The sequence below is a fragment of the Allobosea sp. NPDC055594 genome, assembly GCF_053618995.1.
The window spans coordinates 144,951-160,697 of record NZ_JBSHIO010000007.1; the positions used below are offsets into that span (position 1 = coordinate 144,951).

The 15,747-nt window shown below is 63.5% G+C and carries 23 protein-coding genes and 1 tRNA gene; 18 read left to right on the forward strand and 6 right to left on the reverse strand.

Translation table 11 applies throughout. The annotated features are described in order from the left end of the window. The 3 genes from ACWGRX_RS15900 (at window position 1) to ACWGRX_RS15910 (ending at window position 2,871) form a co-directional block, all read left to right on the forward strand. Window positions 1-948, forward strand: coding sequence for an electron transfer flavoprotein subunit alpha/FixB family protein (locus tag ACWGRX_RS15900; protein WP_452118320.1), 948 nt, complete (start codon window positions 1-3; stop codon window positions 946-948). Window positions 949-1,130: 182 nt separating this feature from the next. Continuing rightward, on the forward strand, window positions 1,131-2,012 hold the full coding sequence (locus ACWGRX_RS15905; protein WP_452118321.1) for a 3-hydroxybutyryl-CoA dehydrogenase: 882 nt from the start codon (window positions 1,131-1,133) through the stop codon (window positions 2,010-2,012). A 301-nt stretch (window positions 2,013-2,313) separates the two neighbouring features. Further along, entirely contained in the window at window positions 2,314-2,871 is a 558-nt protein-coding gene (locus ACWGRX_RS15910) for an HNH endonuclease (protein WP_291646029.1), read from the forward strand. A gap of 68 nt (window positions 2,872-2,939) precedes the next feature. On the opposite strand, the gene ACWGRX_RS15915 is transcribed toward ACWGRX_RS15910, so the two are convergent. Together ACWGRX_RS15915 and ACWGRX_RS15920 are read right to left on the reverse strand one after the other, a co-directional pair. Next, the gene (locus ACWGRX_RS15915) at window positions 2,940-3,452 is read right to left on the reverse strand and encodes a disulfide bond formation protein B (RefSeq protein WP_452118322.1); all 513 of its coding nucleotides are present in this window, start codon (window positions 3,450-3,452) and stop codon (window positions 2,940-2,942) included. 7 nt (window positions 3,453-3,459) lie between these two features. Beyond that, window positions 3,460-4,125, reverse strand: coding sequence for a YqaA family protein (locus ACWGRX_RS15920; RefSeq protein WP_291641329.1), 666 nt, complete (start codon window positions 4,123-4,125; stop codon window positions 3,460-3,462). 173 nt (window positions 4,126-4,298) lie between these two features. Here ACWGRX_RS15920 and ACWGRX_RS15925 point away from each other — a divergent pair. The 15 genes from ACWGRX_RS15925 to ACWGRX_RS15995 all read left to right on the forward strand — a co-directional run bounded on the left by ACWGRX_RS15925 (window position 4,299) and on the right by ACWGRX_RS15995 (window position 14,344). Then, window positions 4,299-4,383 (forward strand) — tRNA-Leu (locus tag ACWGRX_RS15925). A 165-nt stretch (window positions 4,384-4,548) separates the two neighbouring features. Next, window positions 4,549-5,769 carry a tyrosine-type recombinase/integrase gene (locus ACWGRX_RS15930; RefSeq protein ID WP_452118323.1) on the forward strand — a complete coding sequence of 407 codons (1,221 nt, stop codon included), beginning with the start codon at window positions 4,549-4,551 and terminating at the stop codon, window positions 5,767-5,769. A 253-nt stretch (window positions 5,770-6,022) separates the two neighbouring features. Then, on the forward strand, window positions 6,023-6,694 hold the full coding sequence (locus tag ACWGRX_RS15935; protein WP_452118324.1) for a hypothetical protein: 672 nt from the start codon (window positions 6,023-6,025) through the stop codon (window positions 6,692-6,694). A 148-nt stretch (window positions 6,695-6,842) separates the two neighbouring features. Continuing rightward, window positions 6,843-7,058 carry a hypothetical protein gene (locus ACWGRX_RS15940; protein WP_452118325.1) on the forward strand — a complete coding sequence of 72 codons (216 nt, stop codon included), beginning with the start codon at window positions 6,843-6,845 and terminating at the stop codon, window positions 7,056-7,058. Beyond that, the gene (locus tag ACWGRX_RS15945) at window positions 7,058-7,258 is read left to right on the forward strand and encodes a hypothetical protein (RefSeq protein ID WP_452118326.1); all 201 of its coding nucleotides are present in this window, start codon (window positions 7,058-7,060) and stop codon (window positions 7,256-7,258) included. The genes ACWGRX_RS15940 and ACWGRX_RS15945 overlap by 1 nt, the downstream gene beginning before the upstream one ends. Continuing rightward, the gene (locus tag ACWGRX_RS15950) at window positions 7,258-7,569 is read left to right on the forward strand and encodes a winged helix domain-containing protein (protein WP_452118327.1); all 312 of its coding nucleotides are present in this window, start codon (window positions 7,258-7,260) and stop codon (window positions 7,567-7,569) included. The genes ACWGRX_RS15945 and ACWGRX_RS15950 overlap by 1 nt, the downstream gene beginning before the upstream one ends. Beyond that, the gene (locus ACWGRX_RS15955; RefSeq protein ID WP_452118328.1) at window positions 7,566-7,811 is read left to right on the forward strand and encodes a hypothetical protein; all 246 of its coding nucleotides are present in this window, start codon (window positions 7,566-7,568) and stop codon (window positions 7,809-7,811) included. The genes ACWGRX_RS15950 and ACWGRX_RS15955 overlap by 4 nt, the downstream gene beginning before the upstream one ends. After that, window positions 7,808-8,272, forward strand: a complete 465-nt coding sequence (locus tag ACWGRX_RS15960; RefSeq protein ID WP_452118329.1) for a hypothetical protein — start codon at window positions 7,808-7,810, stop codon at window positions 8,270-8,272. Before ACWGRX_RS15955 ends, ACWGRX_RS15960 begins: the two co-directional genes overlap by 4 nt. Beyond that, complete coding sequence (locus ACWGRX_RS15965) at window positions 8,269-8,523, forward strand: PC4/YdbC family ssDNA-binding protein (RefSeq protein ID WP_452118330.1); 255 nt, start codon at window positions 8,269-8,271, stop codon at window positions 8,521-8,523. The genes ACWGRX_RS15960 and ACWGRX_RS15965 overlap by 4 nt, the downstream gene beginning before the upstream one ends. Then, window positions 8,523-10,631 (forward strand): AAA family ATPase, encoded by a 2,109-nt coding sequence (locus ACWGRX_RS15970; RefSeq protein WP_452118331.1) that lies wholly within the window; start codon window positions 8,523-8,525, stop codon window positions 10,629-10,631. Before ACWGRX_RS15965 ends, ACWGRX_RS15970 begins: the two co-directional genes overlap by 1 nt. Before the next feature lie 154 nt (window positions 10,632-10,785). Next, complete coding sequence (locus tag ACWGRX_RS15975) at window positions 10,786-11,109, forward strand: hypothetical protein (protein ID WP_452118332.1); 324 nt, start codon at window positions 10,786-10,788, stop codon at window positions 11,107-11,109. Window positions 11,110-12,280: 1,171 nt separating this feature from the next. Then, entirely contained in the window at window positions 12,281-12,784 is a 504-nt protein-coding gene (locus ACWGRX_RS15980) for a YciE/YciF ferroxidase family protein (protein ID WP_452118333.1), read from the forward strand. A gap of 394 nt (window positions 12,785-13,178) precedes the next feature. Next, window positions 13,179-13,388, forward strand: coding sequence for a hypothetical protein (locus tag ACWGRX_RS15985; protein WP_452118334.1), 210 nt, complete (start codon window positions 13,179-13,181; stop codon window positions 13,386-13,388). 393 nt (window positions 13,389-13,781) lie between these two features. Then, a complete protein-coding gene (locus ACWGRX_RS15990; protein WP_066733645.1) occupies window positions 13,782-13,991 on the forward strand; it encodes a cold-shock protein in 210 nt (69 codons plus the stop codon). Between the two features lie 119 nt (window positions 13,992-14,110). Continuing rightward, complete coding sequence (locus tag ACWGRX_RS15995; RefSeq protein WP_452118335.1) at window positions 14,111-14,344, forward strand: hypothetical protein; 234 nt, start codon at window positions 14,111-14,113, stop codon at window positions 14,342-14,344. 81 nt (window positions 14,345-14,425) lie between these two features. Here the strand turns inward: ACWGRX_RS15995 and ACWGRX_RS16000 are convergent, their stop codons facing one another. From ACWGRX_RS16000 to ACWGRX_RS16015, 4 genes are all read right to left on the reverse strand, one after another. Beyond that, entirely contained in the window at window positions 14,426-14,629 is a 204-nt protein-coding gene (locus tag ACWGRX_RS16000) for a hypothetical protein (protein WP_452118336.1), read from the reverse strand. Continuing rightward, window positions 14,626-14,841 (reverse strand): hypothetical protein, encoded by a 216-nt coding sequence (locus ACWGRX_RS16005; protein WP_452118337.1) that lies wholly within the window; start codon window positions 14,839-14,841, stop codon window positions 14,626-14,628. Before ACWGRX_RS16005 ends, ACWGRX_RS16000 begins: the two co-directional genes overlap by 4 nt. A 220-nt stretch (window positions 14,842-15,061) precedes the next feature. Beyond that, window positions 15,062-15,244 carry a hypothetical protein gene (locus ACWGRX_RS16010; protein ID WP_452118338.1) on the reverse strand — a complete coding sequence of 61 codons (183 nt, stop codon included), beginning with the start codon at window positions 15,242-15,244 and terminating at the stop codon, window positions 15,062-15,064. Next, on the reverse strand, window positions 15,241-15,684 hold the full coding sequence (locus ACWGRX_RS16015; RefSeq protein WP_452118339.1) for a DUF5681 domain-containing protein: 444 nt from the start codon (window positions 15,682-15,684) through the stop codon (window positions 15,241-15,243). Before ACWGRX_RS16015 ends, ACWGRX_RS16010 begins: the two co-directional genes overlap by 4 nt. Between the last annotated feature and the right edge of the window lie 63 nt (window positions 15,685-15,747).

Genomic DNA, 15,747 nt, shown 5'->3' on the forward strand with positions numbered 1-15,747 from the left:
ATGACGACGCTGCTGCTCGCCAAGCACGACAACAAGACCCTCAACGAGGCGACCCGCAAGGCTTTGACCGCCGCCAAGGCGCTCGGCGCGCCCGTGCATGTCCTGGTCGCCGGCCACAACGCCAAGGCTGTCGCCGAGGCCGCCGCCAAGCTCGACGGTGTCGAGAAGGTGCTGCACGCCGAGGACGCGTCCTATGAGCACCGTCTCGCCGAGCCGCTGGCGGCGCTGATCGTCTCGCTCGCCGGCGCCTATGACGCGCTGGTCGCGCCGGGCACCACGACCGGCAAGAACGTGATGCCGCGCGTCGCCGCCCTGCTCGACGTGATGCAGATCTCCGAGGTGACCAAGGTCGTCTCGGCCGATACCTTCGAACGGCCGATCTATGCCGGAAACGCCATCCAGACCGTTCAGTCGGGCGATGCCAAGAAGGTGATCACCGTGCGCGGCGCCTCCTTCCAGGCGGCCGGCGACGGTTCGGCGAGCGCGCCGATCGAGAGCGTCGCTGTCGTGGCCGACACCGGCATTTCGAGCTTCAAGGGCGAGGAGGTCGCCAAGTCCGATCGTCCGGAGCTCGCCTCGGCCAAGATCATCGTCTCGGGCGGGCGGGCGCTCGCCTCGGCGGAGAATTTCGGCAAGGTGATCGAGCCGGTCGCCGACAAGCTCGGCGCTGCCATGGGCGCCTCGCGCGCCGCGGTTGACGCCGGCTACGCCCCGAACGACTGGCAGGTTGGCCAGACCGGCAAGGTCGTGGCGCCCGACCTCTATGTCGCGGTCGGCATTTCCGGCGCGATCCAGCATCTCGCCGGCATGAAGGACTCCAAGGTGATCGTCGCGATCAACAAGGACGAGGAAGCGCCGATCTTCCAGGTCGCCGATTACGGCCTGGTCGGCGATCTCTTCACGATCATGCCCGAGCTCGAGGCCGAGCTCGCCAAGATCGGCAAGTAAGCCGAAACCTCGCGGGTCGCAGCGATGCGGCCCGCGCCAGAGCGGAATGCGAAAAAGCGGGGGCCGGTTTTTCGCATTCCGCCCTAACGTCATGTCGGGAGACGGGATGTCTCGAGGTGGGAACGCAGTGCGCCTCGCCTGAAAGGCATCCGGCTCCAGCCACCGGGAAACAGAAGCGTCACATGGACCAAGAGATCAGGACGATCGGCATCATCGGTGCCGGGCAGATGGGCAACGGCATCGCCCATGTGGCGTCTGTGGCCGGGTTCGAGGTCAAGCTGCACGATATCGCCGAGGACCGCATCAAGGCGGCGCTGGCGACGATCGACGGCAACATGGCCCGCCAGGTCTCGAAAGGCGCCATCGCCGACGAGATCCGGCGCGACGCCATGTCGCGGATTTCCGCGGCGCCGTCTCTCGAAGGCTTGAGCGCCTGCGACCTGGTGATCGAGGCTGCGACCGAGAGCGAGGAGATCAAGCGCAAGATCTTCACCGCGGTCTGCCCCTATCTGCGGCCCGACGCGCTGCTCGCCTCGAACACCTCCTCGATCTCGATCACCCGCCTCGCGGCGGCGACCGACCGGCCGGAGCGCTTCATCGGCATACATTTCATGAATCCGGTGCCGCTGATGCAGCTCGTCGAGCTGATCCGCGGCATCGCCACCGACGACCACACTTTCGAGCTCGCCAAGCACTTCGTCGCCCGGCTGCACAAGACGGCTTCGGTTTCCGAGGATTTCCCGGCCTTCATCGTCAACCGCATCCTGCTGCCGATGATCAACGAGGCCGTCTACACGCTCTATGAGGGCGTCGGCTCGGTCGAGGCGATCGACACTGCGATGCGGCTCGGCGCCAATCACCCGATGGGGCCGCTCCAGCTCGCCGACTTCATCGGCCTCGACACCTGTCTCTCGGTGATGCAGGTGCTCCATGACGGGCTGGCGGATTCCAAGTACCGGCCCTGCCCGCTGCTGGTGAAATATGTCGAGGCCGGCTGGCTCGGTCGCAAGACCAAGCGCGGCTTCTACGATTATCGCGGCGAGAAGCCGGTCCCGACCCGCTAGGAGGCGCAGGCGCCCCTCACGGGGCACTGACATTCCGGACAGGCGCCGAAGGCGCGCGCTCTGGAGGCCATCGTAGAGCGCCCGCGCCCTATGACGGCTTCCGGCGCTATGCTGCGCTCTGGCCGGCATCACGGAGATCGGTGGCGTCCGCGTCGCCCCGGCTGGTGTCCTAAATCACGTTTCCCATTCGCGCCGCAACATCGCCGCTTCACAATCCTGTCGTCTCGCGCTTACATTATCGGGCTACGGGATTCGTCCGGCTCGATTAAGCGGAGGCGCGATACGGGTGACGGCGCATGTAATGCATCCGATGGCTTCGCCGGATGGCTGTCCGGCTTTGGTGCTCAACGCGGATTTCAGGCCGCTGAGCTACTACCCCCTGTCGTTGTGGAGCTGGCAGGACGCGATCAAGGCGGTCTTCATGGACCGGGTCAACATCGTCTCCGAATACGATACCGTGGTGCGCAGCCCGAGCTTCAACATGAAGCTTCCCTCGGTGGTTTCGCTCAAGACCTATATCAAGCCCTCGCGTACCCCCGCCTTCACCCGCTTCAACGTCTTCCTGCGCGACCGTTTCGCCTGCCAGTACTGCCTGGGGCGCGAGGAACTGACCTTCGACCATGTCATTCCGCGCTCCAAGGGCGGGCTGACGACCTGGGAGAACGTCGTCGCAGCCTGCTCGCCCTGCAATCTGCGCAAGGGCGACAAGATGCCGAACACCGTCGGCATGATCCCGATGCAGAAGCCCTTCGCGCCGTCGATCAACGATCTGCACCGCAACGGCAAGCTCTTCCCGCCGAACTATCTGCACGAGAGCTGGCTCGATTATCTCTACTGGGATTCCGAGCTCGAACCCTGAGAGTGCCTCTCGGTTCTACCCGCGCGGCCGCTTGACGCGACCGCCTGCGCTTCCGGTGCTCACGGACATCAGTCCGCTGCGCTCTTCAATCCCAGCAGCGCTGCGATAAGCAGCCCGAGCGAGGCGAGAGCATTCCAGCCGGCGAGCGAGAGGCCGAGGAAGCGCCAGGCCGCCTCGGTGCAGGAGACGACGCGGACCGTCTGCAGCTGCTTCATGAAGTCCTGCATGCCGGATGCGGCGGGCGCGACTGCGCCGCCGCAATCGTTCGGGCCGGCGAACCAGCCCCACTCGACGCCGGAATGGTAGATGCCGAGCCCGGTGCTCCAGGCCATCAGCAAAGCGAGGGCGGCAAGGGCGACGAGCTGACTGCGGTGCGAGCGGGCGAGCAGCAGCGCGACGGCGGCAAGCCCGATCGTGGCGTAATGCGGGACGCGCTGCTCGAGGCAGAGCTTGCAGGGCCGCAGCAGCACGACGAGTTCGAAGAACCAGGCACCGGCGATCAGCGCGAGGCTTGCGAGGCCAATCAGGGCGATGACGCGGCGCGGCTTTGCGAAGAGGTCGGCGAGAGGCGTGGCGGTCATGGGTCGCTCAGCAGGAAAAGAGTTGGCCGGAGCCTGTCAGCAGCTTGAGGCCGAAATAGAGCAGGATCAGCAGGGCAGCGCCGCCAAAGGCGATCAGCTTGAGGCGCCGCTCGATGAAATGGCGGATCGCCGGGCCATGGCGGCGCAGCAGGAAGGCGAGGGCGAAGAATCGGGCGCCGCGGGCAAGCACGCAGGAGATGACGAAGAAGCCGAGCCCGACCTGCACGGCGCCGGCGAGGATCGTCACCACCTTGATCGGCGGGAGATGGGCGAGGCCGGAAGTGGTCAGCAGCAGCAGAGTGGTGTCCGGCCCGGCGCAGGCGCGCAAAGCCTCGAAGGCGGCGAGCTTGCCATAGAAGGCAAGGACCGGCCGGGCGAGCGCATCGAAGGCGAAATAGCCGAGGCCGTAGCCGGCGATGCCGCCGAGCGTCGAGAATGCGGTCGCGACCAGGGCGTAGCGATAGGCCTTGCGTGGGTCGGCCAGCGCCATCGGCACGAACAGGACATCGGCCGGGATCAGAAAGAAGGAGCTCTCGACGAAGGCGACCACGGCGAGCCAGAGCTGGGCGGCCGGGCGTGCGGCGAGCGACAAGGTCCAGAGATAGAGGCGCTGGAAGGCGCCACGCCGTTCCGGCGGCAGGGCGGCAGCGGGTGGCGTGTTCGCGGAAGCCATGCTGCGGCCCTCTGACGGTGACGGCGCATCCGGCGGTGAACCTGCCGGAGGCGATGCGCTTCTAGCTATCTGGCTGCGCCGGCGCCGTCCATGCCGGGCTGGAGTGAAAAAAGCCGCTCACGCGAGATTGACCGGGCCGGATCGACAGTTATAGTCCGCGCCGCCCGCAAGGGGCCCCTGTGGCGGAATTGGTAGACGCGCTCGACTCAAAATCGAGTTCCGCAAGGAGTGCTGGTTCGATCCCGGCCAGGGGCACCATATCGGCTTTCGGCGCCATTCGCCGCAGACCGCCAGAGCGGCAAAACCCCCGAAAATTCAGGTCCATCGCTTTCGCGGCCGTTCGCAACGGTTCGTTGACAGCCGCGCAAAATGTTGGCCCTCTACTGCCGCAAGGCCAACAGGCCAACTTGCTAGGGCCAACAAATGCCGTTGACCGATATAGCCATCAGGAATGCCAAGCCTCGCGAGAAGGTGGTGAAGCTGTCTGACGGTGGCGGCCTTCAGCTCTGGATCGAGCCGAAGGGCGCGAAGCTCTGGCGGCTGGCGTATCGTTTCGACGGCAAGCAAAAGAAACTCTCGATCGGTCCCTATCCGGCAATCGATCTGCGCGCGGCGAGGGCGAAGCGCGAAGAAGCCAAGGACCTGTTGCGAGAAGGGAAGGACCCCGGCGCCGAAAAGCGGCTCGCCAAACTGACCGCCGCCGCCAGTCGGGAATCTACCTTTGAGGTTCTGGCCTCAGATCTGCGCGCGCAGAAGGTCGCGAGTGGCAAGGCTCAGACCACTATCGACAAGTACGATTGGCATATCAGCCTCGCGGCGCCCGATCTTGGGAAGCGGCCTATTGCCGAGATAAGCGCCGCCGAAATCCTGGCCGTCTTGCGCAAGGTCGAAGCTCGGGGCCGGCTCGAAACGGCGCGGCGCCTGCGGTCTATCATCGGGCAAGTATTCCGCTTCGCCATCGCGACACAGCGAGCCAAGGATGACCCCACGGTCGCGTTGCGTGGCGCGTTGACGCCGCCCATCGTGAAGAGCCGGGCCGCGGTCATCGAGAGGACAGCGTTCGGCGCCTTGCTGCGTGCGGTCGACGGCTACGAAGGCGCCCGGCTCACGACGGCCGCGCTGAAGCTCGTGGCGCTCCTGTTCCCGCGGCCGGGCGAACTGCGATGGGCCGAGTGGCTCGAGTTCGATATCGCTCAGGCCGTTTGGACAGTGCCTGCCGGGCGCATGAAGATGCGGCGGCCTCATGCCATCCCCCTGCCGCGCCAGGCGCTCGCTGTTCTTGAGGAGGTCCGCCGAATCTCTGGCAACGGACGATATTTGTTCCCGTCCGAGCGCTCGGTCGAACGCCCGATGTCGGAGAACACCCTGAACGCCGCGCTGCGCCGGCTGGGCTACTCCAAGACGGACCATACCGCCCACGGCTTCCGAGCCAGCGCTTCTACCCTTCTGAACGAAAGCGGCATGTGGTCCGCGGACGCCGTCGAGCGCGCGCTAGCGCACGAAGAGGAGGACAAGAGCCGCCGCGCCTACGCCCGCGGGCAGTATTGGGACGAGCGCGTGCGCATGGCGCAGTGGTGGGCCGACTATCTCGACACGCTTCGCCAGGGGGCGGCGATTATTCCGATGCCAGCCAAGACCGGCTGACATCGTCCGAAACGGATGGGGATAGGCCGGCCAGCCGATAAGCCAAGGCGCACCACTTGGTTTCCCCGTCCTCCCTTTGGTGACGTTGCTGGGGTGCGACGTGGCAGACGATAAAGATGACGACCTTGAGATTCCCCTAATTCCCCATGAGCGGCTATGGGCGCCGGGGAAACCGGGCAGTGTCTTGAAAGGGCGCGCGGTCGAAGTTCGCGGCCTGCGTTCAATGCGCAAAGACATCTATCATGACGCGGGTTTGAACGCCGTCGAGGATGCGACCCCCGACCACAACAACCCCGGCGTGGTTTTCGCCTGGCTCAATCAAAGCGCTGATCGGGTATTGAAGGCTGCCGGCGAGAAAACTCGCGACGAGGTAGTTGCTTCGGTCCGAGACGCTCCTCCCTTTGGAACTCCAGAAGCCAATGAGGTGTACAAACTCGCGTTCGGCCAACACCTAGTTGAGGTCACTGGGCGGCACGGCGCCCTCTCACGTGAAGCGACCGCAGCGAGGTGGATGCTCATGTCCGATGACATCACCTATAGCCTGAGGCTCTTTGATGATGCCAACCACGACCTTCTAGAGCGCCTGATACATTGGGCTGACGCTTGGTATTGGCTCAGGTTTGAAGAGTCCGCCGCCCATTATCTCGCTTTCTCTGGGCTCAAGTCTCATCAAGGGCGCAAAGCCGGGCCGGAGGCGAGGGCGAAGGCTAAGCAGGCGCGCGAGCGGATAATCCGGGAAGAGTTCTTGAACCTCCATCCGGCGTCCCGGCTCAACCTAGATGCCGCGGTTTTCGACATCACAACGCCGTTGGCGGCCAGGTTCGCCAAAGCCGGCTACCAGCCATACACGCAAAACACGCTTCGCAGGGAGCTATCCCGGTTAAAGCTCGTCAACGAAGCCCGCTCGGCTCAGAATAGGAAGTAAAAACGGAGCGAATGGCCATTCGTTCCGGGATTCCGGAAGGAATGGCGATTGAGTAACCTGCTTTTCGTGACTTCCCGGCTGCTGTCGTCATTGTCTGATCACCCGCTGAGTTGTGTTCATTTGAACGCGGGCGAACAAAGGACAGGCAATGACGCAGGACATTGTTTCGATCGTCGACCCTCTTATTCCGATCCGGGAGGCCTTCGGGCTTGCTGGTCTTCGGACGACGAAGGGATACGACGAGATCAAGGCCGGCCGGCTGAAGCCGGTTCGGAACGGACCTCGGACCTTTATCCGGGCTAGCGAGATCCGCCGCTACATCGACGCCATCGAGACTTCCTCCATCCCGGAGGTCGGCAACTGATGCACGTCGAAAATGTGAAACCCGCGGCGCCGGCCATGGCGCTCGCGGGGTCCGAATTGCAAAGCTGGGCAGCTACGCATTCGGACCATAGCACACTCCCCCTCATCATCAACCGGCTTCGGCAGCAGTTCGCTATCAGCGCACCGCACGCGCTGACTATTGCCCGCCTCGCCGGTCTTGGTCCGAAGGAGGCCAACTGATGGCTAAGCGCGCTTTTCCCAAAGTCCTCGCCCGCATCGCTGGCGAAACCATGATCTGCGTGAACGGCCGCGAGGCCCTGACGTTGTTGACCCTCGTCGAGCGCGGCAGCAAGGGCGTCTCCGGCATCGATTTCCCCGGCGGGCCTGCCTATCGGCTCGGCGCCTACGTCTTTGATCTCCGCGGCTTCGGCGTCGGCATCCAGACCGACCGCGAGCCTCATAGTGTCGGCACGCATGGGCGCTACACGCTGACGACCCCTGTTGAGATTGTCGCGGTCGATCGCGGCGAGAACGTCGGGGGGCACAAGTGAGCGAGGTCGTTCCGTTCCCCATCCGCTCCTTCGTCGAAATCGACGCGGGCACGGTCACGAAGTCCGATGATGCCGCGCGCATCGGCCGGTTCTTCTACTTCGTCAACGTCGTGCAGATGGGCGAAGGCAGCCTTGGCGTTTGGGATGGCGAGAGCCATTCCGACGCCGTCCGCGAGGCGAACGCGCTGGCGGCGGACCTGTCCTTGCCGGTCGTCGACAACAGCCAGGGGAGGCAGAATTGACTGGGCTCGTCTCACCTCTCAGCACCGCGGCCGTTGGCCTTGCCAATCTCCGCTACTTCCGGCCGCCGGTCCCTGGCGTCCGGACGGTCTGGCACTCCTTCCAGGACATGCAGGCGTGCCTAGCTCTGCCTCGCGAGCTGCGCCGGCAGTTCATCGCAAGGCTCCGCAAGGAGTGGAGCAAGGACACCCGCGCCGTGATGACTGCGAGCGGCCCGACGACCATCGCGCCCCACTTTATGGCGCAAGGCCTCATTCATTCGATGATTGAGATGGGGCAGGTCACGCCCGAAATCGAGTACGCGTACTGCCACGGCATGGTGGCTGCGACGAAGATCTATCACGGGGAAATGGGGCTCTCCGATCTGGAGAGCGTCAACTACAGCTTGCGCGCCTTCCGCGAGGAGAACGGCATTCCTGGACCTCACCCCGTCATTGAGATGCTGCGGAGGGACGACGAATGAGCACCGCCCCCACCATCATCGCCGAATGGCCGAAGAACGACCGGGAGAACGTGCGCGTCGCTCTCGACGAGTTCAACGGCTACTCCACCGTCAACGCCCGGCTTTGGTTCCGGGCGGCTGACGGCGAGATGCGCCCCGGCAAGGGGCTCGCCATCGGTATCCGGCATCTTCCGGCGCTAGCGGCGGCTCTGAACGAAGCGCTCGCCGTCGCCATCGAGCGGGGGCTGATCGAGGGAGGTTCTGCGAATTGATGACCCTCCCCACCATCGCCAAGGCGTTGGGCGGCGTCGTCACCGGAGGCCAGGTGCTTGCGCCTGGCCCCGGCCATAGCGCCCAAGACCGCAGCCTGTCCGTCCGCATCGGCGAGACCGGCAAGCCCATCGTCTTCAGTCACGCAGGCGACGACAAACGCCGCTGCCTCGAATACGTCGAAACCCGCCTCGGCATCACGTGGCAGCCCAATACCCCCTTGTCGGCTTCGGCCGGCAAGACCAACGGCAGCAAGCCCACCAACGGGCCGGAATCTCAGCCCGTCGATAATCGGCAGGCCTTGGCCCTGCGAATCTGGTCGGAAGGCGTCGACCCGCGCGGGACGCTGGTCGAAACCTACCTCGCTTCCCGCGGTCTGGAGTTGCCGGATTTCGTGGCGATGACGACGCTGCGCTTCCATCCGGCCTGCCCGTTCGGCCAGGGCCTGCGGCATCCCTGCATGGTCGCGGCCTTCCGGTCGATCGAGACAGGCGCGGTCGTGGCGATCCATCGCACGGCTTTGACGGCCGATGCGAAGAAGATCGATCGGAAGATGCTCGGGCCGGTCGTCGGCGCCGCCATCATGTTCGGCGATCTGGATGCCGAGCGCGGCGCCCTGGCGGCTGGCGAAGGCATCGAAAGCGCGATGTCTGGTCTGGCCATGGGCTTCGCCCCGGCCTGGGCTCTGGGCTCGGCCGGCAGCATCGCTAAGCTGCCTGTCGTCAACAGCGTCGATACGCTCACCATCCTGGGCGAGCACGACCGCGCCAATGCCGAGGCAGCTCGGGCCTGCGGTGCGCGCTGGAGCGAAGCGGGGCGCGAGGTCTTGATCGCACTCCCCAAGCCCGGCCTGGGCAAGGACACGAACGACGCTTGGCAGGCCCGGAAAGACGATCAAGCCGACGTTCTGGCCTTCCATGGTTTCGGGGCCGAAACGGAACAGGAGGCGCCGCCGGTAGTCTCCCAGCCCATCAAGGCGACGCCGTTCGTTCTGATGGACCCGAGCACCATCCCGACGCGCAAATGGCTCTACGGGCGCCACTACGTCCGCCGCTTCGTCAGCACGACGGTTGCGCCGGGCGGTCTTGGCAAGTCGTCGCTGGGAATCGTGGAAGCCCTTTCCATGGTGACGGCGCGCGATCTGCTGGGCGTGAAGGTCCGCGAGCCGCTGGGGGTCTGGCTCTGGAACGGCGAAGATCCGATGGAAGAGCTTAACCGGCGCATTGCTGCGGCCTGCCTGCACTACGGCATCAGCAAGGCGGATATCGCCGGCCGGCTGTTCGTCGACAGCGGGCGCGATCTGCCTATCCGTATCGTCGAGATGGCAGCCGGGCAGCGCACCGCTGTTGCCGTCCCGACCGTCGAAGGCGTCGAGCGGGCTATCCGGGAGAACCGGGTCGACCTCTTGGTTATTGACCCCTTCGTCGCGTCTCACGGCGTGCCGGAGAACGACAACGGGGCGATTGACCGCGTGGCCAAGGTCTGGGCCGGCATTGCCGAGCGGTGCGACTGCGCGATTGAGCTAGTGCATCACGTCCGCAAGTCCGCCAGCGGCGCCGAGGGATACACGGTGGAAGACGCCCGCGGCGGTTCCTCGCTCATCGGCGCAGTCCGTAGCGCTCGCGTCCTGAACGGCATGACGAAGGAAGAAGCCGAGCGTGCGAACGTCGAGCCCGAGCGCCGCCGGCTTCATTTCCGGGTCGACGACGGCAAGGCGAACATGGCGCCGCCAATGGAAAAGGCTGCGTGGTTCCAGATGGTGAGCGTCGGGCTTGGCAACGGGCGCGGGGCTGAGCCGGAGGACAATGTCGGTGTGGCCACTGCCTGGGAAATGCCGGGCGTGCTCGACAACGTGACCGCGGCCGATTGCGAGCGCGTTATCGCGATGGTCCGCGCTGACGAGACGTTTCGCATGGACAGCCAGGCAAGCAACTGGATCGGGCATGCGATTGCCGAAGTGTTGGGGCTCGACGTGGATCGAAAAGCCGACCGCGAACAGGTTAACCGCGTCCTCCGCATGTGGATCGACAAGGGCGCTTTGGCCACACAGCGACGGCAGGATGACCACCGCAAAATGCGGGTCTTCGTGGCCCCTGGGCCAGAAGCATGATGAGGCTGCGCCACCTCGATAATTCAAGTGGCGCAAAGGTGGCGCAAGGTGGCGCGCAAATCTGCGCCACCGCACCTCCCCTTTAGGGGGTGCGGGTGGCGCAAGTGGCGCACCGTTTTGAGGTGGCGCACAAGGGGAGCAAGAAGGACATCGAATGACGAACGAACCCGACTTCAAGAATCCGAACCGCGAGCCGGTCATCTCGCTCATGGATCTGGCCCGGCTGGACGATTCCGAGATGGCCGAGGGCTTTCGCGACGGCGCGGATGGGCTGCCATGCGGCGACAACCGATCCCGCTCCTACTGGCACGGCTGGCGCCAGGGCTCGCGGGACCATGGGCATCGGGCGAAGAACGGCGACATGTGGGACGCGCTGCTGACCGGCGCCGTGACACCCGGAGGCCGTGGCTTCGCCGATCTGCCGGGCCGGATCGAGGCTTGCCGGAAGGCTCTGAGGGAGGCCGGAGAGCTTGCGTAGGGCTCGATGTGGCTCCATGGCGCCGCTGAATGTCGCGTGCTGACTCAGGCGCGATCCGTGGCGGGCGTTTTGACGTGGCAGGCTATCCATGTAGCCAAAATTCAAAAACGGCCACTGGCGAGCTTCTGCGAGCGTTTTACGCCTTACCTGCGCGCCATGCACAAAACGTGCGCGCACTCGCCGATTGACGCACGCCTCGTGCGGCCGCGCGTACTGATACGAGAATTTCAACTGCCTCCGCTTAGCGTCATCAATTGTCATCATCCGAAGGGCCGCATCCGCGGGTGACTTTCCCATCTTTTTCGGACTCAAGAAACTCCGCCTCAGCAAGCGTATCCCTGCCCGTCATCTGCGGCGGCCGCGCTATCCGCAACGACGGAACCGTTTCGGATCGAAGTCGAAGCCTCGGATACGCGTAAAAGTTAGCTCGTTTGCATCAACACGAATGACGAACGAAACCCGCATCGGGCGGCCTTCCCCGCTACATTGAGCGGTGAGTTCATAGCCGTGCGGATGCTTCTTCGATCTGACGCTCTGACAGTACGTTTCGAATGTCGACAGATCCAGCTTCCTCGGGCTTAGGCCGATTATTATTGCATCACCCGCACAATTGGGAGACCCCCATCGGCCGACCCATTCCGATGCAATCGTCGGGCTGCTGGCTCCGATCAACACCATCGCAATCGCCCCGGTTCGTCGCATTGCGTCCTCCAGATCGTCGCAGGCCGGAAAAGTTTACAGGGAACGCCCCGCCCAATCAGCAGCCAATAAGGTGTACTCACCTCGACCAAGCTTCGCAGGCCGCGCGGCGCGCGTACTTTTCACAAAGCTGGACCGCCTCCGCGAGCACGAAAAAATCGCCGCATGCGGGGAAATGAACCTTCATAACCACGGAAATGGGGTTTCGAGGGTTTTGAAGGTTCATTCCGGACAGGAGCCCGTGAATTTTTCGCCGCAGCACCGTCTGCCAATGACGCTGCAGCGCAGTTCGAAGAGCACGCCAATCCTCGAATATGACGAGGAGCTATCTCGCGAAGAGGCCGAGCGCGTCGCTCACACTCAGCTTTGACCCCTCTTCACTGCTCAGATGCGGCCGGCGTGCGTCTCGGCGGAACCAGTGCAAGCGTTCGCCGTTTCATTCTTGCGCTTCATTCACCAACGGGAGAGTGAGATGACCACCGCTGCAAAGCCGCTTGATGAGCTGTTCCTCGACACGCTCAAGGACGTGTATTACGCCGAAAAGCAGATCCTCAAGGCGCTACCAAAAATGGCGAAGGCGGCGAAGGCGCCTGAGCTGAAGAAGGCCTTCGAAACCCATAAGATGGAGACCGAGGGCCATATCGAGCGCCTCGCGGATGTCTTCGAGCTCATCGGTAAAGCCCCGCGGGCTAAGACGTGCGATGCCATTCTGGGTATTCTCGACGAGGGTAAGACGGTGATGGAGGATTACGCTGACAGCCCTGCGCTCGATGCTGGCCTCATCGCCTCGGCGCAAGCTGTCGAGCATTACGAGATGTCGAGGTATGGCACCCTGAAAGCCTGGGCGATGCAACTCGGCCACAAGGATGCAGCTAAGCTGCTTGATGAGACGCTTGCGGAAGAGGCCAAGACCGACAAGGCCTTAACGCAGCTTGGCAGCGCTGCTAATTCTACTGCGACAAAGCTGGCGGCTTAAATCGGAGCTTCGCTTCAGTTGGCCCGGTCGCGTTCCCGCGGGTCCGGGCCGTTTCTTGCAGGAGCTGCCTCGCGAGCGTCCCGCTTCAGCGGGGAACGATCCAGCGCCGAGCCTCGATCACGGGGGCGGATCTTTGCTTCGAGAGGGCCAGAGGAGAACCAGCGCCACCAGCACGCTCAGACCGATCGCGATGAGCCATAGAAGAGCGACCAAGGTCATCAGACCGATCCTTGCGCGAGGGACAGACGCACCAAACTCGTAAGCTGGCGGAAGGTTCCCGATCGCTTTTGCAGGTTCGCGCCTCGTGGGTGCCCGGTATGCTGACTGCGATGATGACGTTGCCCAGCGGAGCCAGCTAAAACTTACTCTGGTGATATTGCCGGAGTTTAAGCAGATGCCCTTCTCGTCGCTGAGTGATCCACTTAATCTCGCGCGGGCGTGTGCTGCGCTGGATGCCGCCTGGGAAGCTGTAAGGGCGGAAGTAGGCGACGATGAGCAGGAACGGATCAGGCTTTCCTACATCATTGCCAGTTTGGTGGCGGTCTCGTGCGAGGAAACGGAACTCGTCGAGCGAGCGGTGGGCAAATTTCGGGATGGGGCGTGATCCGTGCCAGCTAGGCCGGGCTGGTGCGCGCATACCAGATACCATCCATCCAGCACGTGACAGCCTCCAAAGGCGCTCTGCTTCTGAGCCCGCTTAGGGATGTCGTGACCGATCGAGTCGAAATCCGTCCCATAAGGCTTACAGATAGTCGGACGAGATCCTGTGAAATCTCGCAAAATTTCAGAGATTTCGGTTGATATAGTAATTTTAAAATATTCTGATTGCGTTTCTCAAATATATGCATTAGATGTGTCGATATCGAGATTGCTTGGACGGCCGTTGTTATTTTCGCGCTTTGGCGCGGCTCTGATAATCTCCCCCTTTCGAAATCGTTCTGAACTCGCCGAACATTCTGTCGGTGAGCGACAGGTCTTGCCAAAAGGAGGGTTATCAATGACCACCGGCACAGTGAAATGGTTCAATTCCACCAAGGGCTTCGGCTTCATTCAGCCTGACGATGGCAGCCAGGATGTGTTCGTACACATCTCCGCAGTCGAGCGCGCAGGCATGCGCGATCTGCAGGAAGGCCAGAAGCTCGGCTTCGAGGTCGCCCGCGACAGCAGGTCCGGCAAGATGGCCGCGGAACAGCTCCAGGCTGCGTGATTTTGGCAATCGTCGCCGTTGACCACGGATGTACTGGCACCAGCGACTTTAGCCACTCGAAAGGCCGGGCATCTGCTCGGCCTTTTTGCTTTTCAATCTAAGCAAGAACGGAAATCGTAATGTTCGAACTATCAAAACAGCGCTTAACGGCCGACAATCAATTCTCGAAGATCCAGACCCGATCGCTCTCGCACGCTAGAATTCTCTCCGAAACCGAAAAACTGATCCAGCATCGTGAAGAGAACATGCTGAAACTGCGCGGGCTTCGTCTGGCGAAAGAGGCCAATGTTAAGCAGGCTGGGATTGCAGCACAGATCAACACGAAATCGCGGCGACGTCCGGGCTTCAAATAGCCCTAGATTCGAACTCTGTCAGTCATGGCAGTAAGTGACGGTCCATCCCGTCTCTGTCAGGATCGGGCTCATGCTCGCAGCTCATGCTGCGGCTCGCACCTCCGATCGGCGGACAATCACGCGGACGATGTGGAAGGCCTTCGGGTCCGCCTCCTCGATCGCCGCCAGCCGAGCGGGTCTGTCTGCTGGGTCGCAATCCAGAACGTGCCGCACGACGCGGCGAGCGAGCTGGGTCGCGGCGCTGCTCAGTTCCAGCTTGGCAATGCGCTCGGCAATCCTGCTCATCGCGTTGGCCTCACGTTTCCATTCATCGAGGGATCTGCCAGCAAAACGCGCATCAACGGTTCGCCGGGCCGATAGCGGCCTTCGTCAACCGCAGCCTGGTACCGACGATCCACATCGATAACGGAGCCGATCAGAACGAGGCTCTTGCGTGGCTCTCCCGCCTTACGGGCCTGTTCGAGCCTGCCGAGGCGGTGGGCGAGCGCGCTGGTCATGTGTCTGCCCTCAGAGCTGCGGCGATGGCCGCCTGGCCTGAGCGCCATCCATCCTCATTGCCGCGCAGTCGAGCCCTGATAGCCGCCATCGCTTCCGGAGAGGCCGGAAGCCTGGCGAGTTCTGCGGCCACTTCGGCATCACGCTCCGCTTTCGAGCGCACGGTGGCGGCGGGTCGGCGCCGCTCCTCCAGCTTGGCGATGCGGGCTAGGATGGCGCTGCTCATTGCAGCACCTCGGGCTCGGCCAGAAGATCCAGACATTCCTCATGCGACAGGCCGCAAAGCTCCACTCGCTCCGGCACAGCATCGGGTTCGTCGGAATCCGACCACAGGATGAAGCGCGCAGCCCGGACTTCTCGGGCCTGCTCTAGCCGTTCGATGCGTGTCGCGATCTGTCTTGTCATCGGCCTCCCTCCAATGCTGAGAGCCTGCGGTGAAGATCCGTCACCTCGATGGCCTTCGCATGCGCGTCGACCAGTTTGCCGAGTTCGGCCGCTTCGGATGGCGTAAGCTCGCCGCAGGCCACTGCCTCCATGATGGCCTGCGTTGCCTTGGGCAGATCGTCCGCCGTCTCGATCTTCGGCAGATCGAAGGTGACGGGGCGGTCGCGGCGGACGGGCGCGAGGCGATCCATGCAGAGGCGCAACGCGGTCATGTCGCCGTCCAGCGCGAGTTCGATGGCCTTCTGCGTCAGAGCGGTAGCCTGGCCATCTAACAGCGCCTCGATGGCGAGCGTGGTCCTGTGGCGCGTCCCCTTCGGCTTGCCGGCGGGATTTCCCGACTGGCCCGGCTTGAATGGCACGCCACGCTGCTTTCCCGCTGCATTTCCAGCGCTCATCGTCATGCCAGCCCCCGCAGCATCACCCACCCGATCAGCGCGAAGCTGGCGCAGAGCACGGTGAGGGAG

Coding starts and splice junctions, on each gene's coding strand:
- ACWGRX_RS15950 (WP_452118327.1), top strand. CDS start 7,258: ATGGCTAAGCGCGCTTTTCCCAAAGTCCTCGCCCGCATCGCTGGCGAA.
- ACWGRX_RS16010 (WP_452118338.1), bottom strand. CDS start 15,244: ATGACAAGACAGATCGCGACACGCATCGAACGGCTAGAGCAGGCCCGA.
- ACWGRX_RS15930 (WP_452118323.1), top strand. CDS start 4,549: ATGCCGTTGACCGATATAGCCATCAGGAATGCCAAGCCTCGCGAGAAG.
- ACWGRX_RS15970 (WP_452118331.1), top strand. CDS start 8,523: ATGACCCTCCCCACCATCGCCAAGGCGTTGGGCGGCGTCGTCACCGGA.
- ACWGRX_RS15990 (WP_066733645.1), top strand. CDS start 13,782: ATGACCACCGGCACAGTGAAATGGTTCAATTCCACCAAGGGCTTCGGC.
- ACWGRX_RS15975 (WP_452118332.1), top strand. CDS start 10,786: ATGACGAACGAACCCGACTTCAAGAATCCGAACCGCGAGCCGGTCATC.
- ACWGRX_RS16015 (WP_452118339.1), bottom strand. CDS start 15,684: ATGACGATGAGCGCTGGAAATGCAGCGGGAAAGCAGCGTGGCGTGCCA.
- ACWGRX_RS15940 (WP_452118325.1), top strand. CDS start 6,843: ATGACGCAGGACATTGTTTCGATCGTCGACCCTCTTATTCCGATCCGG.
- ACWGRX_RS15965 (WP_452118330.1), top strand. CDS start 8,269: ATGAGCACCGCCCCCACCATCATCGCCGAATGGCCGAAGAACGACCGG.
- ACWGRX_RS15920 (WP_291641329.1), bottom strand. CDS start 4,125: ATGGCTTCCGCGAACACGCCACCCGCTGCCGCCCTGCCGCCGGAACGG.
- ACWGRX_RS15985 (WP_452118334.1), top strand. CDS start 13,179: ATGCCCTTCTCGTCGCTGAGTGATCCACTTAATCTCGCGCGGGCGTGT.
- ACWGRX_RS16000 (WP_452118336.1), bottom strand. CDS start 14,629: ATGAGCAGGATTGCCGAGCGCATTGCCAAGCTGGAACTGAGCAGCGCC.
- ACWGRX_RS15945 (WP_452118326.1), top strand. CDS start 7,058: ATGCACGTCGAAAATGTGAAACCCGCGGCGCCGGCCATGGCGCTCGCG.
- ACWGRX_RS16005 (WP_452118337.1), bottom strand. CDS start 14,841: ATGACCAGCGCGCTCGCCCACCGCCTCGGCAGGCTCGAACAGGCCCGT.
- ACWGRX_RS15900 (WP_452118320.1), top strand. CDS start 1: ATGACGACGCTGCTGCTCGCCAAGCACGACAACAAGACCCTCAACGAG.
- ACWGRX_RS15905 (WP_452118321.1), top strand. CDS start 1,131: ATGGACCAAGAGATCAGGACGATCGGCATCATCGGTGCCGGGCAGATG.
- ACWGRX_RS15910 (WP_291646029.1), top strand. CDS start 2,314: ATGCATCCGATGGCTTCGCCGGATGGCTGTCCGGCTTTGGTGCTCAAC.
- ACWGRX_RS15995 (WP_452118335.1), top strand. CDS start 14,111: ATGTTCGAACTATCAAAACAGCGCTTAACGGCCGACAATCAATTCTCG.
- ACWGRX_RS15915 (WP_452118322.1), bottom strand. CDS start 3,452: ATGACCGCCACGCCTCTCGCCGACCTCTTCGCAAAGCCGCGCCGCGTC.
- ACWGRX_RS15980 (WP_452118333.1), top strand. CDS start 12,281: ATGACCACCGCTGCAAAGCCGCTTGATGAGCTGTTCCTCGACACGCTC.